Annotated in this window: 18 protein-coding genes; 9 read left to right on the top strand and 9 right to left on the bottom strand. The window is 64.9% G+C overall.

Annotation, left to right across the window (positions count from 1 at the left end; translation table 11 throughout):
• The first annotated feature begins 1 nt into the window (after position 1).
• From uraD to pucL, 3 genes are read left to right on the top strand one after another with little or no spacing between them, the layout of a single operon-like run.
• The gene (gene uraD / locus CH285_RS23715) at positions 2-505 is read left to right on the top strand and encodes a 2-oxo-4-hydroxy-4-carboxy-5-ureidoimidazoline decarboxylase (protein WP_027496461.1); all 504 of its coding nucleotides are present in this window, start codon (positions 2-4) and stop codon (positions 503-505) included.
• Complete coding sequence (uraH, locus tag CH285_RS23710; protein ID WP_032370681.1) at positions 502-828, top strand: hydroxyisourate hydrolase; 327 nt, start codon at positions 502-504, stop codon at positions 826-828. Before uraD ends, uraH begins: the two co-directional genes overlap by 4 nt.
• A 1-nt stretch (position 829) precedes the next feature.
• A complete protein-coding gene (pucL, locus tag CH285_RS23705) occupies positions 830-1,750 on the top strand; it encodes a factor-independent urate hydroxylase (RefSeq protein ID WP_032370680.1) in 921 nt (306 codons plus the stop codon).
• A 10-nt stretch (positions 1,751-1,760) separates the two neighbouring features.
• Here the strand turns inward: pucL and CH285_RS23700 are convergent, their stop codons facing one another.
• Positions 1,761-2,396 carry a DUF2461 domain-containing protein gene (locus CH285_RS23700; protein ID WP_094642969.1) on the bottom strand — a complete coding sequence of 212 codons (636 nt, stop codon included), beginning with the start codon at positions 2,394-2,396 and terminating at the stop codon, positions 1,761-1,763.
• A gap of 7 nt (positions 2,397-2,403) precedes the next feature.
• A complete protein-coding gene (locus tag CH285_RS23695; RefSeq protein ID WP_094642968.1) occupies positions 2,404-3,972 on the bottom strand; it encodes a PucR family transcriptional regulator in 1,569 nt (522 codons plus the stop codon).
• 179 nt (positions 3,973-4,151) lie between these two features.
• Here CH285_RS23695 and CH285_RS23690 point away from each other — a divergent pair, with 179 nt between their 5' ends.
• Both CH285_RS23690 and CH285_RS23685 read left to right on the top strand, forming a co-directional pair.
• A complete protein-coding gene (locus CH285_RS23690; RefSeq protein WP_032370677.1) occupies positions 4,152-4,964 on the top strand; it encodes an FAD binding domain-containing protein in 813 nt (270 codons plus the stop codon).
• Positions 4,961-7,675: a molybdopterin-dependent oxidoreductase gene (locus CH285_RS23685; protein ID WP_094642967.1), complete on the top strand. Its 2,715-nt coding sequence runs from the start codon at positions 4,961-4,963 to the stop codon at positions 7,673-7,675. The genes CH285_RS23690 and CH285_RS23685 overlap by 4 nt, the downstream gene beginning before the upstream one ends.
• On the opposite strand, the gene CH285_RS23680 is transcribed toward CH285_RS23685, so the two are convergent.
• The 3 genes from CH285_RS23680 to CH285_RS23670 all read right to left on the bottom strand — a co-directional run bounded on the left by CH285_RS23680 (position 7,647) and on the right by CH285_RS23670 (position 10,042).
• Positions 7,647-8,084: an Lrp/AsnC family transcriptional regulator gene (locus tag CH285_RS23680; protein ID WP_094642966.1), complete on the bottom strand. Its 438-nt coding sequence runs from the start codon at positions 8,082-8,084 to the stop codon at positions 7,647-7,649. The two genes, CH285_RS23685 and CH285_RS23680, sit on opposite strands and share 29 nt — an antisense overlap.
• 63 nt (positions 8,085-8,147) lie before the next feature.
• On the bottom strand, positions 8,148-8,858 hold the full coding sequence (locus CH285_RS23675; protein ID WP_032383950.1) for a CPBP family intramembrane glutamic endopeptidase: 711 nt from the start codon (positions 8,856-8,858) through the stop codon (positions 8,148-8,150).
• On the bottom strand, positions 8,858-10,042 hold the full coding sequence (locus tag CH285_RS23670; protein WP_094642965.1) for an NAD(P)H-binding protein: 1,185 nt from the start codon (positions 10,040-10,042) through the stop codon (positions 8,858-8,860). The genes CH285_RS23675 and CH285_RS23670 overlap by 1 nt, the downstream gene beginning before the upstream one ends.
• A gap of 54 nt (positions 10,043-10,096) precedes the next feature.
• Here CH285_RS23670 and CH285_RS23665 point away from each other — a divergent pair, with 54 nt between their 5' ends.
• Positions 10,097-10,702, top strand: coding sequence for a ribulose 1,5-bisphosphate carboxylase large subunit (locus CH285_RS23665; protein WP_094642964.1), 606 nt, complete (start codon positions 10,097-10,099; stop codon positions 10,700-10,702).
• A gap of 3 nt (positions 10,703-10,705) precedes the next feature.
• Here CH285_RS23665 and CH285_RS23660 read toward each other — a convergent pair whose 3' ends face one another.
• Both CH285_RS23660 and CH285_RS27585 read right to left on the bottom strand, forming a co-directional pair.
• Positions 10,706-11,824 carry an acyl-CoA dehydrogenase family protein gene (locus tag CH285_RS23660; protein WP_032370673.1) on the bottom strand — a complete coding sequence of 373 codons (1,119 nt, stop codon included), beginning with the start codon at positions 11,822-11,824 and terminating at the stop codon, positions 10,706-10,708.
• Positions 11,821-12,153 (bottom strand): hypothetical protein, encoded by a 333-nt coding sequence (locus CH285_RS27585; RefSeq protein ID WP_141214957.1) that lies wholly within the window; start codon positions 12,151-12,153, stop codon positions 11,821-11,823. Before CH285_RS27585 ends, CH285_RS23660 begins: the two co-directional genes overlap by 4 nt.
• Before the next feature lie 48 nt (positions 12,154-12,201).
• On the opposite strand from CH285_RS27585, the gene CH285_RS23655 reads away from it, so the two are divergent.
• Together CH285_RS23655 and CH285_RS23650 are read left to right on the top strand one after the other, a co-directional pair.
• Positions 12,202-13,431: an aminotransferase class I/II-fold pyridoxal phosphate-dependent enzyme gene (locus CH285_RS23655; RefSeq protein ID WP_094642963.1), complete on the top strand. Its 1,230-nt coding sequence runs from the start codon at positions 12,202-12,204 to the stop codon at positions 13,429-13,431.
• Entirely contained in the window at positions 13,428-14,993 is a 1,566-nt protein-coding gene (locus CH285_RS23650; protein WP_094642962.1) for an NAD-dependent epimerase/dehydratase family protein, read from the top strand. Before CH285_RS23655 ends, CH285_RS23650 begins: the two co-directional genes overlap by 4 nt.
• Here the strand turns inward: CH285_RS23650 and CH285_RS23645 are convergent.
• Together CH285_RS23645 and CH285_RS23640 are read right to left on the bottom strand one after the other, a co-directional pair.
• Positions 14,977-15,504: a J-domain-containing protein gene (locus CH285_RS23645; protein WP_094642961.1), complete on the bottom strand. Its 528-nt coding sequence runs from the start codon at positions 15,502-15,504 to the stop codon at positions 14,977-14,979. The two genes, CH285_RS23650 and CH285_RS23645, sit on opposite strands and share 17 nt — an antisense overlap.
• A 101-nt stretch (positions 15,505-15,605) precedes the next feature.
• Complete coding sequence (locus tag CH285_RS23640; protein WP_027496446.1) at positions 15,606-15,857, bottom strand: hypothetical protein; 252 nt, start codon at positions 15,855-15,857, stop codon at positions 15,606-15,608.
• A gap of 95 nt (positions 15,858-15,952) precedes the next feature.
• On the opposite strand from CH285_RS23640, the gene CH285_RS23635 reads away from it, so the two are divergent.
• Positions 15,953-20,494: an ATP-dependent helicase gene (locus CH285_RS23635; protein ID WP_094642960.1), complete on the top strand. Its 4,542-nt coding sequence runs from the start codon at positions 15,953-15,955 to the stop codon at positions 20,492-20,494.
• The last annotated feature ends 28 nt before the right edge of the window (positions 20,495-20,522 follow it).

Raw genomic sequence — 20,522 nt, 5'->3', positions numbered from 1 at the left:
TGTGCTGCACGAATGGATAGGACTCGACGGGTTCAACAAGCTCTCCGATCGACAGGCGATGCATGCACTGTTCGAGTGCTGCGCGTCCTCGATCTGGGCCCGTCGAGTCGCCCAGGGTAGACCGTTCGCCAGCCGAGACTCATTGTTGGACAGAGCAGATCGGGTACTTGCCGAGCTGCCGGAGGCCGAGATAGATCATGCACTCGACGGCCATCCCCGGATCGGGGGCACTGCGGACAACCCGTCGTCGAAGCGTGAGCAGGCTGCAGTGACCACTGCAGGCACCGAAGTACGCGAGAAGCTGGCGGCGGGAAACCGCGCGTACGAAGACAAGTTCGGGCACGTGTATCTGGTGTGCGCGACCGGCAGGTCGGCCGAGGAGTTGCTCGCTATCCTCGAGGAGAGGCTCGACAACGATGCCGAAACCGAAAGACGGGTGCTCCGCGTGGAACTGGCCAAGATCAACCGAATTCGCCTCGGCCGCGTGCTGGGACCGACGCAGTGACCGGGCTGTCCACGCACGTGCTCGACGCCACGGCCGGTACACCGGCGGTCGGCATGCGCGTGCGGCTGTTCCATTCCGAACAGGGCGAGATATCGACGGCCACCACCGACGGAGACGGCCGCATCGGTGAGGTGATTCCCGGACCTGTCGAACCGGGCGTGTACCGGCTCTCGTTCGACACGGGATCGTATTTCGAGGCGACCTCGACCCCGAGCTTCTACCCCGAGGTGTCCGTCTCCTTCACCGTCATCGACCCCGACGCCCACTATCACGTGCCGTTGTTGTTGTCCCCCTTCGCATATTCGACCTACCGCGGGAGCTGACATGACCGACCTGACCGGAAAGATCGTTCTGGGAGCCAATCAGTACGGCAAAGCCGAGAACCGGGTGGTGCGGATCTATCGAGATTCTCCGCGGCACGAGATCCACGACATCAACGTATCGAGTGCGCTGCGTGGCGATTTCTCTGCCGCACACCTGGCCGGCGATCAGTCCGCCGTTCTGCCCACCGACACCCAGAAGCAGACCGCGTACGCGTATGCCAAGACCAAGGGTCTGCTCCACCTGGAGAGCTACGGGCTCGACCTCGCGCGTCACTACGTCGACGACGTCGCGCCCGTCGACGGTGCCCGTATCGAACTCGAGGAATACGCCTGGGCGCGTGCGGTCGTCGACGGCGTCGAGCACGACCACACGTGGACCCGCAAGGGCGAGGAAATTCGCACCTCGGCCGTCACGGTCGAGGGTAAGGGCAAGGCGCAGCGAACCTGGGTCGTCAGCGGTTTCAAGGAGATGGTGATTCTCAAGTCGACGGGTTCGGAGTTCCACGGCTTCCTCGAGGACGATCTGACGATTCTCGAGCCCACGACCGACCGAGTGATGGCGACGTCGCTGACAGCGCAGTGGCGCTACACCACAACCGATGTCGAGTGGGATGCGGTGTACGCGGGCGTCAAGGCCGCGATGATCGAGCGATTCGCCAACCTGCAGTCGCTAGCTCTTCAGCAGACCCTGTACGCCATGGGCGAGGCGGTACTGGAGAAGTATCCGTTCATTGCCGAGATCTCGATGTCGGCCCCCAACAAGCACCACTTCGTCTACGACTTGGGCAAGTTCGGCATCGAGAACAACCTGGAGGTGTTCAACGCCGACGATCGGCCCTACGGTCTGATTCAGGCAACGGTCGAACGAGAGGACGCTCCGGACGCCGGAAGTGCTTGGCGCACATACTCCGTCGTCGGGTAACACATTGCGCTCACGTGTGCAGTGCCGCGGACCATTCCACCAGTGGGCTCAGAGCACGCCAGGCGTCGCGTACTTTCGTTGCTGCCTTGGGGCTTTCGAGCCACGCGGGTGAGCCGAAATGTTTGCCGGCAGTCAACGTCTTGTGCCGCAGCAGATCGATGCGCGGATGGTCGATCTCGTAACCCCGCGGCTTGGTCTTGAGCACGTCACCACCGATCTCGAACCCGGATTTCGTCAGCGTGGCCAGCAGCGCCTCGAGTTCGGCTCCGCGTACGTCGTCGTCGACGGTCTTGCGGAAACGCGCGATCGAGTCCGGGGAGCTGTTGTAGAAGCCGCCTGCGACGAACAATCCGGCGGGATCGATCTGGACGTAGTAGCCGAGGCTGTCGCCCCGTGCGACGAACCCGCCCTGGTGACTCTTGTACGGGGTCTTGTCTTTCGAGAATCGAACGTCCCGGTACGGCCGAAACAGTTTGGCGCTCCCGAATTCGGGTTCCAGATACGCCAGCAACGCGGTCATCGGTGCCTTGACGGCACGGTCGTAGACGTCCTTGTGTTCGTTCCACCAGAGTTTGCTGTTGTCGGCTTCGAGGTCTTCGTAGAAGTCCAGGGCGGTGAAGGGGATTCCGGTGAAGCCTGCAGTCATTTCCCCATTATGCAGCGCCGTGGGCCGACGCCCGAGGCATGGATTGCAGGGCGAGGTAGACATCCAGTCTGTCCGCAGTAGAGCCGAGATCTCGCCCGAGCAGTTCCTCCACGCGTTTGATGCGATATCGGACGGTGTTCAGATGGACGTGCATCGACTCTGCGGTTCGATGCCAGGACCCTCCGTTGGCCAGAAACTCCCGCAGCGTGTCGGTCAGGTCGGCGTCGGTGCGTCGGTCGTGCTCGAGCAGCGGCGCGAGGACATGCTCGACGAACGATTTTCGTACGTCGTCGGGAAGCGCCGACATCATCGACACTGCCGAGGTCGGCTTGGTGCCTGCGGTGACCGTCACCGCCGCGGATCCCTGCCTGCTGAGTTCGAGAGCGTGACGAGCCGACCTCAGTGCGCCGTCGATGGTCAGCCCGGTGGCCACGGCGCTCACGCCCACATGTATTCGGCTGGGTCCGATCCCGGAGCGCAACCGGGACAGCCGAATGCGGATGGTCTGCGCGAACAGTGTGTCGTCGGTATTGACGACAGCGACGATGTCGCCGTGCGCGCTGCATCCGACACACCCACCGCCGAAGGAGGTCAGGGTGTCACCGACGACGGATCGGAGCATCTCTCGCAGGTCGACGCGACCGCTGTGGGCAACTCTGACGACGACGAGTGGCCTGTCGGGGTCGACTCCTGCCTGGCGCAGCCTCGTCAGTGCCTCGAATCCGGTGCTGTCGTGTTCGATCAACGCCACCGCTTGGTCTGCGATCTCACGCCGTACCAGCCGTCCTTCTTCACGCCGGGCACGGTCGAGCGCGGCGATGGCTGCGAGTTGCCCGAACGCCTCGGAGACGTCGGGAGAGAACGAATCCATGTCTCCGGCCACAGCCAGGAACCATCGCGTGGTGCGCTGTACGAGCGATGGCCCGACGCCGAAGACACTGTAGGTCGAGCCATCAGCGAGAACGGTTGTCGTAGGAAGTGTTTCGGACGAGAGTGCCGCCTGCGTCAAGGTGTCGACATCTGCGTCGGACAAAGCAGATGCCTCGGTGACCAACCGACGCCCGGTGGCGGTGTAGATCAGACACGCCATTCCCGTTTCTCTGGAGATGTGCAGTGCCAGTTCGTCTAGGGCTCTGCCGTCGGCGACCGCGGTGAGCAACTGGCGTTGGCGCGCGAGCGAATTGTTCAGCGAGGCAATTCGATCACCGGTGACCCGGCCGACGAGAAACTCGGTGACCTCACCGAACGACACCGTGTCGGGAACAGCGAGGAGCGGCAGACCGTGTCGCTCGCATGCGTCGACGAGATCGAGCGGAATGTGTCCGAGCAACCCCTCCCCCGCGGCCAATGCCGTCGCACCGGATTCGGCCACCGATCGAACGAACACTTCGCTGTCGTCGGGCGTGCGCCGCCATACGAGTCCGGTGATGACCAACTCGCCGCCCGCGATGTATCGGGACGGGTCGGGTAGGTCGGTGGTGAACGTCCACCGCAGGGTACGTCCGAGGGCGTCGCGATCGGAGGTGAGCAATCGGATGCCCAGGTGCGAGGCATCGAGTAGGTCTCCGACGTACATCGCTGAACCTCCCGCCTCGTGTGTTCGGCCGTGCCGGAGGCAAAAATAAGCGCGTGTTGTTTCCGCCGAGTTTCGGGCGTATCGCGTGAGCACCGAGATCGGTAACAGAAAGTCACTACAGTTCGAGAAGGCGCACCGGGCGATGAATCCGGGCCGGCGAGAATGAGGTGAACGAAGCCATGGATCTCGGCACTGTCGATCGTGTTCTGCTTCCCCGCTCGCGTGCGGATCTGCCGCCGGGCAGCGCGGACGCCGCGGTAGTTGCGGGCGGCACGTGGCTGTTCTCGGAGAAACAGGACCACCTGACCACCCTGATCGACATCACGGCCCTGGGATGGGAGCCGTTGATCGTCGACGAGAACGGACTCAGGATCGCAGCGACGTGCACGATCGAGACTCTGGCTCGATTCGAGTCCGCCTTCCCCGCAACCACCTTGTTCCCTCGGTGTGCAGCCGCCCTGCTGGCCTCGTTCAAGATCTGGAAGACGGCCACTGTCGGCGGAAACGTAGCGCTCGCCCTGCCTGCCGGAGCGATGATTTCGTTGACTGCCGCCCTGGACGGCGTCGCAGAGGTGTGGTCGGCACACGGCCCCGAGCACGACTACCGTCTGCCGATCGACCAGCTGGTCGTCGGCCCCCAGACCACGGTGCTCCGACCCGGGGATGTGCTGCGCAGCATCGACGTTCCGCGGCACGCCCTCGAGTCGAGAACGGCGATGCGCACGCTGTCGCTCTCACCTCTCGGCCGATCGGCGGCGGTGGTGATCGGCCGCGTCGACCCCGACGACACATTCGTGTTGACCGTCACCGCGTCGACCGTTCGTCCGTTCGTGCTTCGGTTTTCGGCTGTACCGACGGCGCACGAGCTCGACGACGCCCTTGCCGACACTATCGGCCCGCAGCACTGGTACGACGATCCCCATGGTGCGCCGGATTGGCGTCGACACATCAGTTGCGCTGCGGCGCAGTCCATTCGCGAGGAGCTGTCATGATCGTCGACATCAACGGCGTACCGACCGAGGTCGCCGCGCGACCGGGTCAATGTCTGCGCACTTTGCTCCGCGAACACGACCGTTTCGAGGTCAAGAAGGGCTGCGACGCCGGTGACTGCGGCGCCTGCACGGTCCTCGTCGACGGAGAACCGGTGCACTCGTGCATATTTCCCGCCTACCGCGCGGCCGACAGGTCCGTCACCACCGTGGCCGGGCTCGGCACCCCGCAGGATCTGCACCCGATGCAGCGCCGGTTCGTCGAGGCCGCCGGATTCCAATGCGGGTTCTGTACGGCGGGGATGGTCGTGACCGCGTCGACCCTGACCGCGGAAGACAGGGACGAGCTGCCGGCACGATTGAAGGGAAACCTGTGTCGCTGCACCGGGTATCGCGCCATTTCCGATGCCGTGTGCGGGGTGGTCAACACCGAGAAGGTGGCCGACGGTCCGGCATGCGGGCGTTCGCTCGAAGCCCCCGCAAGCACACGGATAGTCACCGGAACCGAGCCGTACACGCTCGATCACTCCCCGCCCGGGCTGCTGCACGCCAGCGTTCTCGGCAGTCCGCATGCCCACGCCCGGATCGTCTCCATCGATACCACGGCCGCGGAGCAGGTTCCGGGCGTGCAGCTGGTGCTCACCTCGAAAGACAGCCCGGCGGTAGCATTTTCCACGGCCAGACACGACAGCCGCGTCGACGACCCCGACGACACCCGGGTACTCGACACCGTCGTCCGGTTCATCGGCCAACGTGTGGCGATCGTGGTCGCGGAGTCGATCGCCGCCGCACAGGCGGGCTGCCGCGCCCTCATCGTCGAGTACGAGGTGCTACCCGCCGTGTTCGACCCCGAGTCGGCACTCGCCCCGGATGCACCGAAGATCCACGGCGACAAGGACGCAGCGGCTCGGATCGCCGACCCGTCCCGAAACCTGGTGGCCGAACTGCACGGCCGCACCGGTGACGTCGACGCTGCAGTACGTGATGCAGCAGCGGTGGTCACCGGGCGATGGACGACTCAGCGAATTCAGCACGTGCACTTGGAAACTCATGGCACCATCGGTTGGCTGGACGCCGACGGCCGGCTTCATCTGCGCACCAGCACCCAGGTTCCCTACCTGGTGCGCGACGAAATATGCGAAATCTTCGGCCTCCCCCGGGATCGTGTCCGCGTGTTCACCGCACGGGTGGGTGGCGGCTTCGGCGGCAAACAGGAACTACTGACCGAGGACGTCGTCGCCCTGGCCGTTCTGCGGACCGGTCGGCCGGTGCAGTTCGAGTTCACCCGCACGGACGAGTTCACGGTCGCACCGTGCCGACACCCGTTTCGCGTCGACGTCACCGTCGCCGCAAGCGCCGACGGCGTGTTGACCGCACTGTCGATCGACGTGCTGACCGACGCCGGGGCGTACGGCAATCACAGTGCCGGAGTGATGTTTCACGGGTGCGGCGAATCGGTTGCGATCTACCGGTGCGCCAACAAGCGGGTCGACGCGAAGACCGTGTACACCAACAACATTCCATCGGGTGCCTTCCGCGGCTACGGACTGGGGCAGGTCATGTTCGCGATCGAATCGGCCCTCGACGATCTCGCCCGAGAGCTCGATATCGACCCGTTCGAGTTCCGCCGCCGCAACGTCATCGTTCCCGGCGACGAGATCGTCGCCGCGCACCTCGAAGGCGACGACCTGCAATTCGGCAGCTACGGTCTCGATCAGTGCATCGACCTCGCCGAGAACGCCATCAGGCAAGGCAACGGCGAGCCTGCGCCGCCCGGCTGGAAGATCGGTGAAGGAATGGCGGTGGCCATGATCGCCACCATTCCGCCCCGTGGCCACCGCGCCGAGGCCACCGCGTCGCTGCTGCCCGAGGGCGGCTACGAGATACGCGTCGGAACAGCGGAGTTCGGAAACGGGACCACCACCGTCCACACCCAGATCGCGGCCAGCGAGCTGTGCACGTCGGTCGACCGCATCCGCGTCGTGCAGTCCGATACCGAGTCGGTCACCTACGACACCGGTGCGTTCGGCTCGGCGGGAACCGTGGTGGCAGGCAAGGCGCTCTACGCCGCTGTGCGCGGGTTGTCGGCCCACATCGTCGAGGTCGCCGCCTCCGCGTCCGGGCGCCGCCCTTCGGACTGCACGTTGGGGCCCGAGGGGGTGCGATGCGGAGCTCGCTTCGTCCCGTTGGACGACGTACTGGCATCGGCGGGCGGCACATTGACGGCGAGCGGCAACAGCGGCGGACTCCCTCGATCACTGGCGTTCAACGTGCAGGCATTTCGGGTGGCGGTCGACGAAGCCACCGGTGCGGTCGAGATCCTGCAGTCGGTGCAGAGCGCCGACGCAGGCACCGTGATGAACCCGCAGCAGTGCCGGGGTCAGGTCGAAGGCGGTGTCGCGCAGGCCATCGGCAGCGCACTGTACGAGGAGATGCGCACCGACGGTGCGGGGCGAATCACCACCGACTCCATTCGTAGCTACCACGTTCCCCAGTTCGCCGACATTCCACGAACCCAGGTGCTGTTCGCGGACACCTACGACCGATTGGGCCCGTTCGGCGCGAAGTCGATGAGCGAGTCACCGTACAACCCCGTCGCCCCCGCACTGGCCAACGCGATCCGTGACGCGGTGGGAGTGCGCTTGCACCACTTGCCCATGTCCTCGGACCGCGTCTGGCGAGCGGTCAACGATCGTAGAACGTCTGCAGAATGATCGTGCTGCGCGTCTGCACGTGCGCCGTGGCGCGAATTTCCTGCAGTAGATGTTCGAGGGCGCGCGGCGACTCGACGCGCACCATCAGGACGTAGCTCTCTTCGCCGGCAACCGAGTGACACGACTCGATGGCGGTCAGATGCTTCAGTCGTGCGGGGGCGTCGTCCGGCCGAGCTGGATCGATCGGAGTGATCGCGACGAACGCCGACAACGGACGCCCCAGAGCTTCGGGATCGACCTGCGCCGTGTAACCGCGAATGACTCGTCGCGACTCCAGACGTCGAACTCGCGACTGAACAGCCGACACGGACAGAGACGCCTTCTCTGCCAACGTCGCCAACGTCGCGCGGCCGTCCGAGATCAATCCGTCGACGATCAGGCGGTCGACGCGATCGAGGTTTTCACTCACGTGCGCAATCTAGCTCAGATCCCCGCCGATGCCCCTCTGCCCTCACGAGACATGACCCTCTGCTCACACGAACAGCGGGGGCAGGGCCAGAACCATGACCGCCGACCAGCTGACATGCGTCAGGATCGGTGCCAGAATTCCGCCCGACGCGCGACGTTGCAGCCCCATGACGTAACCGAGCAGCACGGCGGCGAAGCCGAGCATCGGGTTGCCGGACGCGAGGGTGGCGATGGTGTAGACGACCGTCGAAATGATCACCGGATGTTTGACTCCGATGGCGGAGTACAAGGCTCCTCGGAAGAAGATCTCCTCGGCGACACCGTTGAGCAACGCGATGAACACGATCAGTACCAGCGACCCCACTCGGGCGTGTGCGAGCACGTTCTCGGTGAAATCGGCGAGCGGCGGAATCTGACGGACGACGAGGCCGCCGAGCATGAACACGCCACCGACGGCGAGACCGATGAGGATGGGGGTGACGATCGGCCGCCGGATGGACCCGCCCACCTTGATCCGTCCGAGGTGCAGCGGCCCCGACAGACATCCACCGATGATCCACACTGCGGCCAACACGAGCGTCAATGCGTAGAACGACGGGTCACCCGGTTCCACCTTGAGCGAGAAATACAGCACCGTCGCCCCGATCACCAGTGTGATCAGCACGATGATGCGCCGTTTCCTGAACGCCGCGTCGGACTCCCGGTGGTCGCGCTCGACAGGATCGACCAGAGCGGACTTCATCACGTTCAGCGCGGTCGTCGACCACGTTGCCATCATGCCTCCTCGGTATCGGTCAGTCGGCGCACGACCGACTTCGCGCGTCGGTTCACACTCGCAGCCACATCGAGGTTGGTACGCACTGCTGCTGCCACGGGCTTCGATGCCAGCAGTCGACGGCCGCCCAGAGCCTCGACCAGACCCCAGGTGCGGTCCGAGGACGCGGCCACGCCGTGCCGCCGGACGCCGAGCGCATCTCCGCCGCTCCATGCTGCGTCGGTGTTCGCCAGTCGCAGCGGGTCCTTCAGTGCACAGACCCCGGGCGGCTCGCCCACGGTTCCTCGCACGCTACGGGCCATGGCGTCTGCGATGGTGGTCAGACCACGGGGCGGATCGGGGACGAGATCCCGAATCCGGCTCTCAGACGTGGTCATCGTGTTGTGCAGTGAACCGACCAGATCCTCGGCGAGCCCGGCGGGCACAGGAATGATCTTTCCGATCACCTTGCCGGCGAGTGACGTCGGAACGAGCGGTACCGGTATCCCGATGCGCTGCAGCCCGGCGGCTTCGACGTAGGCGAACACCAGGTCGCGGTACGGGACCACGTCCGGGCCGCCGATGTCGTAGGAACCTGCTGGGACGGTGTCGGTATCGGCAGACGCCACCAGGTAGTGCAGTACGTCGTCGACTGCTATCGGTTGAACGGGCTCGGCGAGCCAACTCGGCAACGGCAGCACCGGCAAGCGGTCCGCCAGATAGCGGAGCATCTCGTACGACGTGGAGCCGGCACCCATGACGATCGCCGCTCGCAACCACACCAGATCGATACCATCCACCGTCAGCGCCTCACCGACGTCGGCGCGACTGGCCAGGTGCTCCGACAGGTGGGCGTCGTCGGGGACGAAGCCGCCCAGGTACACGATTCGACGCACTCCCGCTCGTGCGGCGGCCGCGGCGAACTGCTCGGCGGACGTCCGGTCCTGGGCACGGTAGTCGGCCTCGCCGATCGCATGGACGAGGTAGTAGGCGACATCGATGTCGCCCGACTCTGCGAAGGCCGAGGCACAGGATTGTTCGTCCGTGACGTCGAGCGACACCGCGGTCACGGAATCGTAGAAGTCGAAAGTGCGCAGGTTCTTCGGAGTCCGAGACCCGACGACGACGTCCGCGTCGTCTGCCAACAGGGCCGCCACCAGCCGAGACCCGATGTACCCGCTGGCACCGGTGACGAGGACTCTCATGCGTCGAGGCTAACGGCAGTCGGGGCGTTGCGTCGGTATGGCATTGTCGCTCCTATGGCTCTCGTGTTGGCAGGTGTGGTCCTCCCCGACCCTCTCGGTACCGAAACGGTGCTTCGGCGAGGAGCCGCAGTGGCGCGGGCCGGTGTGAGCTGGATGTTCACCACGGCCGATTTCGCGCTTACCCTGCCCGGCAGAATCGAAGCACTGCTGAGCCGTATAGAGACATTGATGACACGAATCGACCATGTGATCGATTCGGCCGATGCCGTGGTTGCTCATGTACAACGGACGACCGATGCCGCGGACACCGTGGTCGCGTCGGCATCGGCCGCCTCGCATACGGCGTTGGAGCTCATCGAACTGTTCGATCCCATCGCCAAGAAGTCCGAGCCGATGGCGCGACGCTTCGTCGACAACCTGTCCGACGCCGAGGTCGACGCAGCGATCGCCATGGTCGATCAGCTTCCCGGACTCCTCGACCACATGGAAGCTCTACTCCCCATCCTCGCGACCCTCGATACGGTCTCCCCCGAGATCCACGAGCTTCTCGGAGTGACGAAGGACGTCAGGCGCGCCGTCATCGGCATCCCCGGATTCAAGTTCTTCCGCAACCGGGGCGAAGACAAGTTGAACGACGAGCTGGAAGACGAACAGCGGTAGTCGCTATTTGACGAACGCGAAATCTTCACCTGCGTGGAAACGGGCCAGGGTCTCCGAAATCGACCGCCGTGATGGCGGATGAAATGCGAACGCGTGCAATGCTGCTGCGACGTAAGCGATTTCGGGTGACTTGATGAAGCCGATCCCGCCCAGCGATTCGATGGCAGCCGAACTGCTGCGCACCAGTGCGTCACGAATCGCGATGCGGTTGAACAGCAACTTCACCGAGATGTCCTGTCCGCGTTCACCTTCGTCGAAGGCACGGGCCACGTTCTCGATTGCCGCCATGGACACCTCGAGTTCGGCCGCCGCTCGAACGTAGCCTTCGTAGTCACCCTTGTCCTGCTCGATCATCCGCTCGAGCAGAGAGGTCGCTGCGCCGATATAGTTGGCGGAGATCAGCATCCCGAACCAGAGGTAGCCGGTCATCTCGTGCACGCCATCGGGATCGTCGTCCTTGTTGGGTAGGACGAGGCTTGCCGGTACTTCGACGTCTTCGAGCAACACTTCCTCGCTCTGCGCGCCGGCCAGAATGTCGGTGGTCCAGAACGGCTTCACACTCATACCCGGAAGGCCGGCCGGAATCAGCGCGACGGCGCGGTCACCGGAGTCGATCTCGACGCTGCAGGTCAGCAAGTCCATCGAACGTGCCAGACTGCACGGCTTCTTGCTTCCGTTGACGATGTAGTTGTCGCCCTTCTTCACGGCGGTCATCGTCGGAATGAACACACTCCCGCCGGTGACGCCCTCGGAGAACCCGGAAGCGACGATCGCCTTCTGGTCGACCAATCCCTTGATCAATGCTCGGTCGTCGTCGGTGGCACCACGAGCGAATTCGGTCAGGGACGCGAGCGAGAGATGGTGCATCGTGGTTCCCGCGCCCAGAGAGGGTGAGCGAGACCCGATGGCCCTCTGCGCCCGAACCGCGTCGATGGCCGGAGCACCGAGACCACCCAGTTCGCCCGGGACCACCAAGCCGGTACCGCCGAATTCCCGAAACTTGTCGATCGCGTCCGAATCGCGGGACTCCAGTCGGTCCAGTGGGGTTGTGTCCAGATAGTGCAACAAACCCGGCATGTACTTCTCGAGCGTTTCTCTTTCGCGCACCATTAATCCAGTCACTGTTCATCTCCTTGTGTCACTAATCGATTGTGTGCCACTGATTGATTGCGGCGTCGTTCAATTTGTACCATCAGTCGACCTGGACAAATCAGTCGAATATCAGCATGGACAGCGGTAGAGCAGGTGAATTCGCGCTGGACCCCGACAATACCCCGCCACCTGCGGCGATAAACTAAAGGTCTCGTAAAGTTTGTCCCTCGAAAGAAACCGAAGTTATTTTTCGGTGCGTATTTACCAACCGATTTCCGTCGCAAGAGCATCTTTTGAAACGCTGAATATTCTTCTGCCGAATACCAATCGCCCGCGCCGCCCGCTCCGAATGAACTCATGAATTCGCGACAATCCACAATCGACTCTGTGAGGAGTTCTGGTACACGATGGTTGTCAACAGATTGATGAAACGACTCGGCGGAGACGAGCGCGTGGATTTGCTGCGCGCTGTTCGAGACGCCGATGTGGTCCCGTACTTCCGCAAGATGGAATCGGCCGTTGCCCCGGTCGTTCGCGTCGAGGGCCGGGACAAGATCATGCTCGGATCCAACAATTACCTGGGCATTGCCGACCATCCCAAGGTTGTCGAGGGTGCCCAGCACGCGCTCGACACATTCGGCAGCGCAGTCACCGGAAGTCGTTTGCTCAACGGCACTCTGGACCTCCACCTCGAACTCGAGCACGAGATCGCCCAGTGGCACGGAACGGACGACGCACTCGTCTTCACCACGGGCTACCAGACGAACCTCGGAACGATCAGTGCGATCGTCGGCCCCGGTGACACGGTGATCGTCGATTCGGCTGCCCACGCATCGATCCGCGACGGCAGCATTCTCTCGGGCGCGTCGGTGGTCAAGTTCAAGCACAACGACATGGCCGATCTCGAAGCCAAACTCCAGCTACCCGTCGTCGACGACGGAGCCGTGCTGGTGATCGTCGACGGTCTGTACTCCATGGAGGGCGACCTGGCACCGCTCGACGTCGTCTCCGAGCTGTGTATCCGCTATCACGCAGCGCTGATGGTCGACGAAGCCCACAGCCTCGGTGTCTACGGGCCCGAACTCACCGGAGCGGCAGAGCTGTTCGGCATCACCAAGGACGTCGACGTCACGATGGCGTCACTGTCGAAGAGCCCCAGTTCCACCGGCGGGTTCGTGACCGGCTCGAGCGACTTGATCGACACCCTCCGGGTCAAGGCCCGCGCCTTCCTGTTCACGACCTCCGGTGTGCCAGCTGCGGTGGGTGCCGCATTGGCTTCCGTCCGCCTGATCCGAAGCGACGAGGGCAAGGATCGGGCTCGGCGCGTACTCGACAACGCCGAGATCCTGCGCGGCGGACTGCAATCGGCCGGCCTCGACGTGGCGGGCCGCTCGTCGACACCCCACGGAGATACGGCTGCGCCCATCGTCTCCCTGCACATCGGCGACGACCTCGTAGCGATGAGTCTGTGGAAGAACCTCTACGACCGTGGCATCTTCACCAGCGCCGCCCTGCATCCCGCGGTGCCGAAGTCCGGTGCGATACTTCGCTTGTGTGTGATGGCAACCCACACCGAACAGCAGCTGTCGACCGCCACGGAACAGATCATCGAGGCCGTAGCGGAGCTGCCCTCATGAGTGAGCGACACCGCGGCTTGCGTGTCGCGGTCACCGGAGCCACCAGCGACTTCGCGGCCGCGATACTCCCGAGGCTGTTCGAGGATCCCGAGGTGGACGCGGTCGTCGGGATAGCCCGTCGCCCAGCCCGAATCACGCACCCGAAGTTCACCTCGATCCGCTCGGACATTCGCTCTCCCGACCTCGAGGAGACGTTCGCCGAGTGCGACGTCGTGCTGCACTTGGCGTTCGTGGTCGAGGAGCTCAAAGACAAGACCGAGACCCACGACATCAACCTGCGCGGGTCACGCAACGCCATCGATTCCGCATACCGAGCGGGGGTGTCACGCGTGGTGATCGCCTCGAGCATCAATGCGTACGGTGCCGACATCGCTCCGGAGCCGCTCACCGAGAACAGTTATCCAGCAGGCGATCCCAATCGCTATTACTTCTACGACAAAGCCGAGGTGGAACATTACGCGGAGTGGTGGCTGCGTAGGCACCCCGGTGAGATGACCATCTCCATGTTGCGGTGCACGTACATCGTCGGACCCGACTTCGCCAACGACGGGATCGACCAGTTCACCGGGCCGATCGGCGCGTTCCCGGAAGCGGATCGGGCCTCGTACCAATTCTTGTTCCAGGACGACATGGCCGACGCCTTCCACCGCGCGGCCAAGACCGACCTCGTCGGTCCGTACAACCTGGGTCCGGTGGACTGGGTCGGTGTGCGTGAACTCGCTGCGATGCAGGGCCAGTTGATGTTCGACGTTCCACAGAAAGCGGCGACGCGTATCGCGAACATCGCCTTCGCCCTAGGCCTCACGCCGTTCTCCGGGCAGTGGGTCACGCCCGGAGAGCCCATCGTCGATTCGACCGCGCTCGGTGCCGCCACCGGATGGGCACCCACCCTCACCTCCCACGAGGCTGCCGCCATGATGATTCTGCTGCAGGGCAAGTCGCTGCTGAGGAGTCAGGACGCCCTCGAACGCGACCTCGCCTGCGAGGCAGCGTTGCGGCCGGCTTCCGACGCGGTCGCGCTCGCCCGCCCAGACGTCGCCGGCCTCGATGTCGTGCACCGGCAGCTCGACATCGCCGGCGGGCGAGTACACATCGAAGTACACCGATCGGCGACGGCCACCGACCAGTCGGTGGTGCTGGTTGCCGATACCGGTCTGCATGCCCGCTACCTGACACCCGTGGCCGCCGAGATCGCACGGGCAGGCGTCGACGTGGTGGTACTGGATCTCCCCGGCCACGGCCTGAGCACCGGGCTGCGCGGTCGATCATCGGCCACCCAGACCGTGGACGCTGTCGACGCCGCACTGCGCTTCGCTCGCACGCACCTCGACACCGCCCCCATTGCGCTGCGCAGCGGAGTCCGGCACGCGACCGACACCCTGGTCGGCGGCGTGCGTCGGCGCGCAACCGGGTGGACGACACTCGAGGAACCGAAGTGCCCCGACGGGCTGTTGCCTTCTCGAGTTCGCGTGGACGGCACAGCTGCGCTTCCGTTCGTGTCCACTGCGGCGGACGCTCTGGCCTACTGCGCCAGGACGATCGGACTCAGCGCCACCAGCTGAGCCTGCTGCGAACGCGCGCGAACCACGATGCACCGTCGTGGTCCGCCGCCGAGGGCCGGCCCGACGTCACAGCCGACTCCGCGTCGTGCTGTCTTTCCAGGCGGTCGACCTCGGCTCGATTGGTACGCCACCGGGACACCCACGTCTCGACATCCACGGGGCCGAGCGGCACGATCGGCGGGGTAGGAAAGCGAATCCAGTCGACGATGCGAGCGTTGAGCTCGTCCAACACGTCTCGTACGGACTCCTCGCGCCGGAGACCGATCAACGTCGAGGGCAGCCGCTCGATCTCTTTGCGCAACGCCAACGCCGTGGGCAAGAGCGCATCGACCGGCAGGTTCTCTCGCCTCAGATAGCCGCGAACCCACCACAGTTCGTCGTCGGAATCGCCCATCGGGATGGGTTTACCGGTGCCGTCGAGTCCTTCGAATGCGCCGGCGTCCTGCGCCTCGCGGATCTGTTTGTCGACCCAGGACTCGAACGTGACTCCTGGCTTCTTGCGTTCGGTCACTCTAACGACTGTAGAACCGGCCGCGCGCGTTCGCCAGGTGCGCCCGAGACGAGTGAGCCCCGATCCCCTGCAGGGGTCGGGGCTCACTCGAATGCGTCGGCTCAGCCGTATTCGGCGACCAAGCGGTCGAACTCGTCACGGTCGATCACTTGAGGCTCGTTGATGGCCAGCGCTTGGGCGTACTTGCTCGCCAAGTGGTAATCCCGGCCGAGTGGACCGTGCTCGGCGTCGTCCTCGTCCGATTGGATGCTTGCACCCGGCGGCACCTCGTTCTGCAGGCCGTTCGTCTTGCTGCCGAGCAGTGCGTCGAGTTTCGCGGAAATCTTCTGCATGATCTCTTGGTCGTCGGTCATGGCCACCGGGTACCCGAATCGGGCGAAACGACACCGCAGCGCACGAGCTTCGCGCTCCGGGGTTACCTGTCGGTGCCTCGGGGCATGATGGTGGGATGGCCACGCACAGTATCGGCACCGACATCATGGAGAAGCTGTCGCGGCCGACTCGCGAGTGGTTCAACGGCGCATTTCCGGCCCCCACGTCGGCGCAACTCGGTGCGTGGTCGTCCATTTCCAGCGGATCGCACACCCTGGTGGTCGCGCCGACCGGCTCGGGCAAAACACTGTCGGCATTCCTGTGGGCCCTCGACGAGCTGGCCCAGCTGGGCGCGGACAGCACCCGCAAGACCAAGGTGCTCTACATATCGCCGCTCAAGGCTCTGGCAGTGGACGTCGAGCGCAACCTGCGAGCTCCGTTGGTCGGCATCACCCAGACGGCCAAGCGTCTCGGTCTGAACCCGCCGGAGATCTCCGTCGGAGTCCGCTCGGGCGACACCAGCGCTGCCGATCGCCGGACCATGATCAAGACTCCGCCGGACATTCTGATCACCACTCCCGAGTCTCTGTTCCTCGTGCTCACCTCTGCGGCGCGAGACATCCTGGCCGAGGTCGATACGGTGATCGTCGACGAGGTGCACGCCGTCGCAGGCACGAAGCGTGGCGCGCACCTCGCGGTGTCCCTCGAGCGGCTCGACGCGATGCTGGACAAGCCCGCGCAACGCATCGGCCTGTCCGCGACGGTGCGCCCCCACGAGGAAGTGGGCCGATTCCTCGCCGGTGCCGCTCCCATCGAGATCGTCGCCCCACCCGCTCCGAAGACTTTCGACCTGACGGTTCAGGTGCCCGTGGAGGACATGACCGAACTCGGCGTCACCGACCCGAATGCGGACACCTCCGCCGCTCCCCCGGCTCAGGGATCGATCTGGCCGCACGTCGAGGAGAAGATGGTCGATCTCATCCTCGAGCACAAATCGTGCATCGTCTTCGCCAACTCGCGCCGGCTCGCGGAACGACTCACCGCGCGGCTCAACGAGGTGTACGCCGAACGTATCGGCGGCGGAGTCGATACCGAGCACAAACCACCATCTCAGGTGGGCACCGCATCCGACGTCAACCACGGTGCCGATCCTCTGCTGGCACGGGCCCACCACGGCAGTGTCAGCAAGGATCAGCGCGCGCTGATCGAAGACGATCTGAAGACCGGTCGTCTGCGCTGCGTTGTGGCCACCAGCAGTCTGGAGCTCGGAATCGACATGGGCGCAGTCGATCTGGTGGTCCAGGTCGAGGCACCGCCGTCGGTGGCCAGTGGTCTGCAGCGCGTCGGTCGCGCCGGCCACCAGGTGGGCGAGATCTCCAAGGGCGTGCTGTTCCCCAAGCACCGCACCGATCTCATCCATTGCGCGGTCACCGTCGAACGCATGACGTCGGGCAAGATCGAGGCCCTCTTCGTCCCGGCCAATCCCCTCGACGTCCTCGCCCAGCAGACCGTCGCGGCGTGCGCACTCGAACCCATCGACGCCGAGGACTGGTTCGAATCCGTCCGTCGCACCGGCAGTTTCGCCACCCTGCCCAGGTCTGCCTACGAGTCGACACTCGACCTGCTCTCGGGCCGTTACCCGTCGGACGAGTTCGCCGAACTACGGCCACGGCTCGTGTGGGACCGCGACGCCAACACTCTCACCGGCCGTCCCGGGTCGCAGCGACTGGCCGTCACGTCCGGCGGTACCATCCCAGACCGCGGCCTGTTCACCGTCTACATGGTGGGCGAAAAGCAGTCACGGGTAGGCGAACTCGACGAGGAGATGGTCTACGAATCACGAGTGGGCGACGTGTTCGCACTCGGCGCCACCAGCTGGCGCATCGAAGAGATCACCCACGACCGAGTGTTGGTCAGTCCCGCATACGGCCAACCGGGCAGGCTGCCGTTCTGGCACGGCGACGGCCTCGGTCGACCGGCGGAATTGGGCCGGGCCCTGGGCGAGTTTCTGCGGAGCACCACCGACCGCAGCAACCTGGCCGAGCGGCTGAGCACCGACGGTCTCGACGCCAACGCAGTCAACAACCTGATCGCTTTGCTCGACGAACAACTCGAGGCCACCGGCCAGCTCCCCACCGACAAGACGATGATCGTCGAGCGATTTCGCGACGAACTCGGCGACTGGCGATTGGTGCTGCACTCCACCTACGGTCAGCAGGTACACGCGCCGTGGGCCCTCGCGGTCGGCGCGAGGCTGATCGAGCGATACGGCATCGACGCCGCCCCCACCGCATCCGACGACGGCATCATTGTCCGGCTACCCGATACCGACGACCAGCCGCCCGGCGCGGAACTGTTCGTGTTCGAGCGCGACGAGATCGCCGACATCGTCACCGAGCAGGTCGGTGGATCGGCATTGTTCGCGTCGAGATTTCGCGAATGCGCCGCTCGCGCACTGCTTCTTCCCCGCCGCAACCCCGGCAAGCGCGCACCACTGTGGCAACAACGGCAGCGTTCGGCACAGCTGCTCGACGTCGCTCGTAAATACCCCACGTTCCCGATCCTGCTCGAAACCGTGCGCGAGTGCCTGCAGGACGTATACGACCTCCCCGCCCTCGAAGACATCCTGGCCCGCATCGGGCGACGCCAGATCAGGATCGTCGACGTCGAGACGCCGTCACCGTCACCGTTCGCGAATTCGTTGCTGTTCAACTACGTCGGCGCTTTCATGTACGAGGGCGACAGCCCGCTCGCCGAACGGCGGGCCGCCGCACTGTCTCTCGATTCGGCTCTGCTGGCCGAGTTGCTCGGACGCGTCGAGCTGCGAGAGTTGCTGGACGACAGCGTCATCACCACCACCGAGCTCGAGTTGCAGCGACTGCCCGAGGACAGACACGCCAAAGACATCGAGGGTGTTGCGGATCTGCTGCGGCTGCTCGGTCCGCTGACCGCCACGGAAGTCGGACAGCGCACCAACGGCGACGAATATCCGCAGTGGCTCACCGAGTTGGCCGATGCAAAGCGGGCAATGGAAGTTTCGTTCGCCGGCCAGCACTGGTGGACGGCCATCGAGGACGCGGCTCGCTTGCGCGACGCACTCGGTGTTCCGCTACCGATCGGCACTCCCGCCGCGTTCATCGAGCCCGTCGACGACCCACTCGTCGACCTGATCAGCCGGTACGCCCGAACCCACGGACCGTTCACCCTCGACGACGCAGCCGCGCGGTTCGGCGTCGGTACCGCCGTGGTGCGTGACGTCCTGCGCCGACTGGCCGTCGACAAACGCGTCGTCGAGGGCGAATTCCGTCCCGGTGCAACGGGCAGCGAATGGTGCGACGCCGAGGTTCTTCGGCGATTGCGGCGGCGATCTCTGGCGGCGGCACGGCAGGAAGTCGAACCCGTGTCCACCGCCACGCTCGGCCGCTTCCTGCCGGCGTGGCAGCACGTGGACAGCCGCCGGTTGAGCGGCATCGACGGTGTGGCAACGGTCATCGAACAGCTTGCGGGCGTGCCCGTTCCGGCGTCGGCGTGGGAATCTCTCGTGCTCGCCTCCCGGGTGAGCGACTACAGCCCCGCCATGCTCGACGAGTTGACCTCGACCGGCGAGGTGTTGTGGGCGGGCCACGGTGCAATCTCGTCCAAAGACGGTTGGGTGAGCCTGCACATGGCCGATACCGCGCCGCTGACTCTGGTGCCCGCCGCCGAATCCGACCTGTCCGAGTTGCAGATTCGCATTCAGGACGCAGTCGCCGGCGGCGGTGCGTACTTCTTCCGCCAGCTCTCCGACACCGTCGGCAGCACCGACGACACGGCTCTGCAGGCTGCGCTCTGGGAGTTAGTGTGGGCCGGACGACTGAGCAACGACACGTTCGCGCCACTGCGGGCTCTGTTGAACTCGACGGCCACCCGCTCCGCCCCGAGTCATCGAGCACCGCGTCGAACCCCGCGCCTGCGTTCCTACCGTCAGTTCGAGCGGCCGTCCCTGCCCACCCGCACCGGCCCCCCGACGGCCGGCGGCCGATGGTCGCGATTGCCCGAACTCGAACCGGACCTCACCGTCCGGGCTCATGCCACCGCAGATGTACTTCTCGAACGCTATGGCGTGGTGACCCGCGGTTCGGTCATGAACGAAGGTGTCCCCGGCGGATTCGCCACGATGTACAAGGTGCTGACGGGGTTCGAGGATTCGGGTCGCTGCCGCCGCGGCTATTTCGTCGATTCGCTGGGCGGCGCTCAGTTCTCCACCTCCGACGTCGTCGACCGGTTGCGTAGTTACGACGAACCGAAGAAGAACGCCACCGCCGTCGTACTCGCGTCCTGCGATCCGGCCAACCCCTACGGCGGAGCACTGCCCTGGCCGAAGGCCGGCGGCGAAGACACCGACGACACGACGAAGCACCGGCCGGGTCGCAAGGCCGGTGCACTGGTAGTCCTCGTTCGCGGTGAGTTGACGATGTTCGTCGAACGTGGCGGAAAGTCGGTGCTGACCTTCGGCGACAACACCGAGGACATCGCTTATGCAGCAACGGCATTGGCGACCACGGTCAAGCGCGGCGGGGTGGACAAGTTACTGGTCGAACGGATCAACGGTCACGACATCCACGGCACGGACTTCTCCAAGACGTTGACCGCGGCCGGTTTCTCGGCGACTCCCCGCGGACTACGCCTGCGACGCTGAGGCACCGCACCACTGACGAAAAAGAGAA

Origin of the sequence: Rhodococcus sp. 05-2256-B1 (genome assembly GCF_002258465.1) — a bacterium.
Lineage (GTDB): Bacteria > Actinomycetota > Actinomycetes > Mycobacteriales > Mycobacteriaceae > Rhodococcoides > Rhodococcoides fascians.
The sequence above is the reverse complement of the archived record's forward strand: the minus strand, read 5'-3'. Positions and strand labels throughout refer to the sequence as shown.